The 6,076-nt window shown below is 60.0% G+C and carries 7 protein-coding genes and 1 pseudogene; 4 read left to right on the forward strand and 4 right to left on the reverse strand.

All coding sequences use genetic code 11. The features are described 5' to 3' along the window. Together CPT76_RS38075 and CPT76_RS31570 are read left to right on the forward strand one after the other, a co-directional pair. Positions 1-194, forward strand: a pseudogene (locus CPT76_RS38075) (hypothetical protein); the annotation flags it as partial. After that, the gene (locus tag CPT76_RS31570) at positions 166-345 is read left to right on the forward strand and encodes a hypothetical protein (protein ID WP_105445699.1); all 180 of its coding nucleotides are present in this window, start codon (positions 166-168) and stop codon (positions 343-345) included. The pseudogene CPT76_RS38075 and the gene CPT76_RS31570, both read left to right, overlap by 29 nt. 26 nt (positions 346-371) lie before the next feature. On the opposite strand, the gene CPT76_RS31575 is transcribed toward CPT76_RS31570, so the two are convergent. From CPT76_RS31575 to CPT76_RS31585, 3 genes are all read right to left on the reverse strand, one after another. After that, positions 372-2,000 (reverse strand): NAD(P)H-hydrate dehydratase, encoded by a 1,629-nt coding sequence (locus CPT76_RS31575; RefSeq protein ID WP_105445700.1) that lies wholly within the window; start codon positions 1,998-2,000, stop codon positions 372-374. A gap of 160 nt (positions 2,001-2,160) precedes the next feature. Continuing rightward, a complete protein-coding gene (locus CPT76_RS31580) occupies positions 2,161-2,793 on the reverse strand; it encodes an NAD(P)-dependent oxidoreductase (protein ID WP_105445833.1) in 633 nt (210 codons plus the stop codon). A gap of 79 nt (positions 2,794-2,872) precedes the next feature. Beyond that, complete coding sequence (locus tag CPT76_RS31585; RefSeq protein ID WP_105445701.1) at positions 2,873-3,595, reverse strand: DUF421 domain-containing protein; 723 nt, start codon at positions 3,593-3,595, stop codon at positions 2,873-2,875. Between the two features lie 173 nt (positions 3,596-3,768). On the opposite strand from CPT76_RS31585, the gene CPT76_RS31590 reads away from it, so the two are divergent. Together CPT76_RS31590 and CPT76_RS31595 are read left to right on the forward strand one after the other, a co-directional pair. Beyond that, on the forward strand, positions 3,769-4,419 hold the full coding sequence (locus CPT76_RS31590; RefSeq protein ID WP_105445702.1) for an MgtC/SapB family protein: 651 nt from the start codon (positions 3,769-3,771) through the stop codon (positions 4,417-4,419). 304 nt (positions 4,420-4,723) lie between these two features. Then, on the forward strand, positions 4,724-5,587 hold the full coding sequence (locus tag CPT76_RS31595; RefSeq protein WP_105445703.1) for a hypothetical protein: 864 nt from the start codon (positions 4,724-4,726) through the stop codon (positions 5,585-5,587). A 178-nt stretch (positions 5,588-5,765) separates the two neighbouring features. Here CPT76_RS31595 and CPT76_RS31600 read toward each other — a convergent pair whose 3' ends face one another. Next, positions 5,766-5,984 (reverse strand): YezD family protein, encoded by a 219-nt coding sequence (locus CPT76_RS31600; protein WP_076172809.1) that lies wholly within the window; start codon positions 5,982-5,984, stop codon positions 5,766-5,768. Between the last annotated feature and the right edge of the window lie 92 nt (positions 5,985-6,076).

Consider the following 6,076-nt stretch of genomic DNA (forward strand, 5'->3'; position numbering starts at 1 on the left):
AGGATCAGCTTCCTCTGGCATCGGACACCGATCTGCCCATTCCCTTGTCCTACTGGGTCTACGGTTATGCGATGACCGCCTCCATTCTGGCGGATTTTGTGCTGTACGTGCTGCCTCCCCTGTCCAGGGACAAACAAATCTCGATCTACGCGGCGGCCGGTTTTTTTGTGCTTCTATGCGCTGTATGTACATGATGCCGCAGGAACGGACCATATCGCCTCCACGGTGGCGGGAATGTGTACGGTGCTGCTGTGTTACGTCGGGAAAAAGCTGTTTGTACGCGATTCGCTCATCACGCTGATTTTCGCCCTGCTGGTTCCCCTGCTCTGCTGGGGCTTTCTGTAGCCGCCGCTTTTTACGGCTCCGGCCGGCTACAGCGCTTCGATGATATCGCCCGCCACGAGGGATGCCGGATTGGAACGGCGCCCCGCCGCCGCTTCCCCGGCCAGTCCGTGCAGGTACACGCCGAACGCTGCCGCCTGCGGACCGCTTGCGCCCTGGGCCAGCAGCCCGGCGATGATGCCGGTCAGCACGTCGCCGGCGCCTCCGGTCGCCATGCCCGGGCTGCCGGTCGCGTTCACGTAAGCATCGCCGTCCGGCGTGGCGATGACCGTCCGCGCGCCCTTGAGCACCAGCGTCACCCGGTGCGCCTTGGCGTATTCGGACGCCAGGCGGATCCGGTCGCGCTGCACCTCGGTAGTGGACAAGCCGGCCAGCCGCGCCATTTCGCCGGGATGCGGCGTCAGCACCGTGTCCGCCTGGCGCGGCTTCCACGCGTCCAAGTCGTCGCTTGCGGCCAGCATGTTGAGCGCGTCGGCGTCGACGACCAGCGGGCATGCCGCCTCCTCCCAGAGCGTGCGCAGCCAGCGTCCGTCGCCCTCGAAGCGCCCCAGCCCGGGGCCGACGGCGAGCACGTCGCGCCCGGCCAGCAGCTCGAGGACGCGGGCGGCGGAGGCCTCGTGCCAGTCGGCGGCGGTCGCCGAGGCGAGCATGACCTCCGGCGCGGCGCCCGCCATATGCGGCAGCAGCGGACCCGGCAGCGCCCAGGTAACGAGGCCGCTGCCGGCGCGCAGGGCCGCCCGCGAGCAGAGCAGGCCCGCGCCGCTCATCGGCAGGCTGCCCGCCGCTACAAGCACGTGGCCGTACGTGCCTTTATGGCCGTCCGGCGAGCGGCGGCGCGCCGTATCGACCCCAAGCCGCGTGCGCAGCACCTCCTCCGTCAGCAGGAACGTGCTGACGTTCTGCTGCGCGCACAGCAGCGCGGGGATGCCGATGGCGCGCACCACGATCTCCCCGGCGGATTCCGCGCCGGGGAACTGCGCCAGGCCTCGCTTCAGGAACGCGAGGCATACGGTCCGCCGTGCACGGATACAGGGATCGTGCATGCCCCCCGTGTCGGCGTCCAGCCCGCTCGGGATGTCCGCCGACACGATGCCCCTGCCGCTGCCGTTCGCCGCGGCAATCAGCTCGGCGTAGGCGCCGCGCGGCGCACCGCGGCTGCCGGTGCCGAGCAGGGCATCCACGATGCCCGTGCAGGCGGTGAAGTCCACGTCGTCACGGCCGTGGACGAGCATCGGGATGCCCAATGCGCGAGCCGCGTCCCGCTGCAGCGCCGCCTCGCCGGTGAGGCGGCCGGGCTCTGCGGCGTAAACGATCGTGACGCGCATGCCCGCTTCACGCAAGTACCGCGCCGCGACCAGGCCGTCCCCGCCGTTGTTGCCCTTGCCGGCCAAGACGAGCCAATGCTCGCGCTCTGGTTCCGCCAGCCGGAGCGCGGCGTCTCCTTGAACCGCCGGCACAATATCGCCCGGGCTTCCACTCTTGGACTCGGCGCCTTGCCAGCTGCCGCTGCTGATATAACGGCGCTCCCGGCACCACCGGATCACCTCCTCCGCGATAGCTCTGCCGGCGTTCTCCATCAGCGCCACCGCCGGGATGCCGACCTCCTCGATCGTTCGGCGGTCCAGCTCTCTCATTTCGTCGGATGTCACGATATACATCTGCCGTCTCCTCCTTATATGAAACAACCCCACAGATGTGGGGTTGTCTTCGATGTCATCCAGCTGTTTTAAAGGGACCCTCGTATTGTTCAATTCTAAGGCAGCCTCCGCCCGGATGCTTAATATAGAAGCAGCCCGACCGCAGAGACCCGTCGCTAACCTAGTAAGCTACCGTAAACCGGGTGCGGACGAAATACGGATCCTCCATTTCGTCGATCAGGGCCGCGGCCAGATCTTCGATCGAGATCCGGCTGCTGCCCAGCTCATCGGTGATGAGCATGTCCATGCCGATCCGGAAGTTGCCGGTGCGCCGTCCGGTTTCCAGCACCGCCGCCGGGCTGAGGTAGCTGTAATCCAGATCGGACAGTCTGTAAATGTCGTACGCATCCGCATGCGCCCTGGCCAGCGGCACCAGCTCCTGCGGAAATTCCGGCGTATCCATCAGCAGCGTATCCGGACCGGTCTTCAGGCTGCCCGCCCCGCCGACGATGAGCAGCCGCTTCACGCCGGCACGCTGTACGCCCTCGATGAGCGAACGCGCGGCTTCCAGCAGCTCCTGCTCCTCGCCAAACGTCGGACCGTATGCGCTGATGACCGCATCCTGCCCCTCGCAAACGCTGGCCACCGATGCAGGGTCCAGAATGTTTCCGGTCACCACGTTCAACCGTTCGTGCTCCTCGGTCAGCTTGGCGGGATCCCGCACGACGGCCGTGACCCCGTGCCCGCGCTTCAGCGCCTCACGAACGATGGCTTTTCCGACCTGTCCACTGGCTCCAAATATCGTAATATGCATTGCATTGATCGTTTCCATAGGTTATTGTCTCCTTCGCTGTTATGCCTGTTATTATTCTACATGACCTGTCTTCCGCATGCTATCCTTCCGCTTTTTGCAGCCGTCCGCTCCCCGTCTGCCCTTCCCGGTTATGCTGCAAAATGTATAATCCTTTCCCTTCCTCCCATTCGACATAGGCCAGCTTGCCGGGATCGCTGAAGCCTTTTTCCTTCAGCATGGCCGCCAGCCATTTCCGGTCTCTGCCGATCTGCTGCAATTTATCGTCGTTATAATCCCCATCCTCCAGCAGATTATAGGTCAGGCCGGACGGATCCGAATTCAGATCCAGATCCTGTTTTTGAACCGCTTCAAAATCCGCGTTCTTCAGAACGCTGAGCGAGCCGTTCGTTTCAAAGATGGCATAAGCAACCTCGCGCAGGGAAAAAATATCCTTTTGACGCAGCATCATCCGCAGCTGCTCAAAATCCAGCCGGTTCTTTTTCATTTCCCGCATATCCACTTTCCCGTTGTGTATTAATATGGAAGGCGTACCCTCCAAAGGCCCCCTCGTTCGGCGCGCATACTGGGTGACTTTTTCAAATAAATACGATAGGATGAACCAAACCGCCAGTCCGAACAGGAGCTGGCCATAGTGGACGTCCTTCTGGTATACCGTATTCCCCACCAGCTCGCTCAGCATAAGCGAGGAGACGAAGTCGAAGGGGGTCAGCTGGGAAATTTCCTTTTTCCCGAGAACCCGGGTCATCAGCCACAAGCCGATGAATCCCGTAATTAATTTTATGGTGATCATGCCATAATCCATAGCCTCCGCCTCCCGCGTCTCATCGTTTGCTCAATACTTACCCATTTCAGGGCGGGGGTGAAAATCCGATTGGCATCGGCGGGCGGAATGGGTAATGTTACCTGGGAAGCAGTACTTTAGGGACGGTGGATGGTTGCAAAAACATTTGTAGCATGGAGAGGAGCTGTTGTCACATGATTGGTGAATTTATCGTCCGGCTGGCCGTGGCCGGCCTGCTTGGAGCCGTAATCGGTCTTGAGCGGGAGCTGAGAGCCAAGGAGGCGGGGCTGCGCACCCACTTTCTCGTTGCGGTTGGAAGCGCATTAATTATGCTGGTATCCAAGTACGGTTTCTTCGACATTATGGACCACGATCACGTGGCGCTCGACCCGAGCCGGGTCGCCGCCCAAGCCGTCAGCGGCATCGGCTTTTTAGGTGCTGGCATGATCATTATCGAGCGGAAAAGCGTGCGTGGCCTGACGACCGCGGCCGGCGTGTGGGCTACATCCGGCATCGGCCTGACCATCGGCTCGGGCATGTATGCCGCCGGGATCAGCGCCACCATTCTCGTCATGATCGGCCTTGAGCTGCTGAGCATTTTCAAAACCGGCAAAGCGCTCAGCATTTCATTTGAGCTGGACGACAAGGAGTCCGTGAAGCCGATTCTAGAGCGCCTGTCGGCGCGGAAAATCGCAGTGACCTCCTACCAGCTCGAACAGGACCCGGGCGACAGCAGCCTGTATCACCTGAACATCAAAGCCAGGGCCAAGCATAACGGGACGCTACAGGACCTGCTGCGGGAGCTGGGTGAACTGCCCCATATATTATCCGCAAACCTCGAGTAGCGAAGGTTAACCTGTTGAAATCCCGGAAAGGTTATGCAATAGTTAAGAAAAACGGCTATTGATGTATTTTCAAAGGAGACAGACCACATTTAGCGGAAGTTTTTCTTGCGATCATTGAATTTTTATCTTGATTCGCCTAAAGTTTGTAATTCCATGATCTAAAGAAAAACGGCTATTGATGAAACTTCACAGGAGACAGACCACGTTTAGAGGAAGTTTTTCTTGCGATCATTTAATGATTCAGCTTCACCTTTGAAATTCCTGATCTTGATAAAATAATAATGAATGAAGGGAGGTGGCGCTGTTGTCCCTTGCTCTACAGGCCGGCCTTGACCGGCTGACCGGAACGGAGTCAAATTTGATCATAGCTGGGCTCGCGGTCATCGTCTTCCTCTGGCTGTACATCCGCACATCCCGTTCCTTGAGGGCCGAGGCCGCCGCGCGGCTGGAGCTGCTGCAGCGCACCCTCGCCCTGTACAGCCGGGCGCAGGGCGTCCTTGGCGAAGAAGTGGAAGCCGCCCATGTCGGCGCCCAGGAGCCGGACCAGCTTGTCCAGCTGCTTCAGGAATGCAAGGCGGCCCCGCTGATGACTCCGGAGCTGCTGGACATGATCGATGCTTACATACGCGAACGGGATTTCTCCCGGCTCCTGTTGCTGCAGAAAATGCTGGACCGGGAAATCCACCGGCGGATTCATGAACAATCGGTGCTGATCCGCAAAATAGACAATCCCGGCTGGGGCACCAGCTTCTGGAGAATGATCCGCCCGGCGGTTCCTTTCGTCGCTCTGGTCCTCACCCTGTATTGGTTCATCCAGCTGTATAACGGCTTTCAGGACAGCGGCGCCGCCGCCTTGTCATGGACAAGCCTTGAGCTGTGGACGCGGCTCATTTCATGCCTCGCGGCCACGCTCTTCCTGTACTGGGTCATTATGGATACCCGAAGGGATACGCCGGGCATTCTGTACCGGCTGCTCGCCCTCATCATCGCCGCGGTGGCGCTTCTGCACCTGCTCGGTTTGACCGCGGCACCTTACATACTGGCCGTCCAGGTGGTGCTGTTCCTGTTCGGCTTTAACCTGAACCCCAAGCCCAGCCGCCGGAACCGGCCCTATGCCGGCCACCGCGAAGTAACCCAAGACAACGAGGAGAATCCGAAGGATCGCTGAATCTCCGCAGCCTGCGTCCTGCGGCCCTTCCCCCTCGTTCCACTAATAGGGTTGACCCTTCTTCCATACGCGACTAGGCCAAATAACCCCGCTGTCCTGCCCCCCTTCCACGATGGAAGGTAAGGCATTCAGCGGGGTTATTTATTTCCGTTCGTCATGCTGACGGGGGCGTTCGAGGCTAGCGCAGCCCGGACTCTCTTCCGGTCCTCCGCTCGGCTCTTGCTGCCGCCTTCACGGAGCTGCCCGGCGTGTTCTCGAACCGTTTGCGTTCCGTCCGCTCCATCTGCACGATCTGTCCCTCATGCACAACGATGTGAAGCGAACCGAATTCCATATCGTTCAGCTGACTCGCAATACGTTCCTTCCATACTTCATCAACGATAAGAGGTTTTGCCACAATTGACGCCTCCTTTAGTTCCTGGATTTTAAGGAATATGAGCCATTGGGGATGAATGTAATAATAATCCTTCTTTTCCAACCAAATTAGTA

It is taken from the genome of Paenibacillus sp. AR247 (assembly GCF_002968895.1).
GTDB lineage: Bacteria > Bacillota > Bacilli > Paenibacillales > Paenibacillaceae > Paenibacillus_AQ > Paenibacillus_AQ favisporus.

Coding starts and splice junctions, on each gene's coding strand:
- CPT76_RS31575 (WP_105445700.1), bottom strand. CDS start 2,000: ATGTATATCGTGACATCCGACGAAATGAGAGAGCTGGACCGCCGAACG.
- CPT76_RS31580 (WP_105445833.1), bottom strand. CDS start 2,793: ATGCATATTACGATATTTGGAGCCAGTGGACAGGTCGGAAAAGCCATC.
- CPT76_RS31585 (WP_105445701.1), bottom strand. CDS start 3,595: ATGGATTATGGCATGATCACCATAAAATTAATTACGGGATTCATCGGC.
- CPT76_RS31590 (WP_105445702.1), top strand. CDS start 3,769: ATGATTGGTGAATTTATCGTCCGGCTGGCCGTGGCCGGCCTGCTTGGA.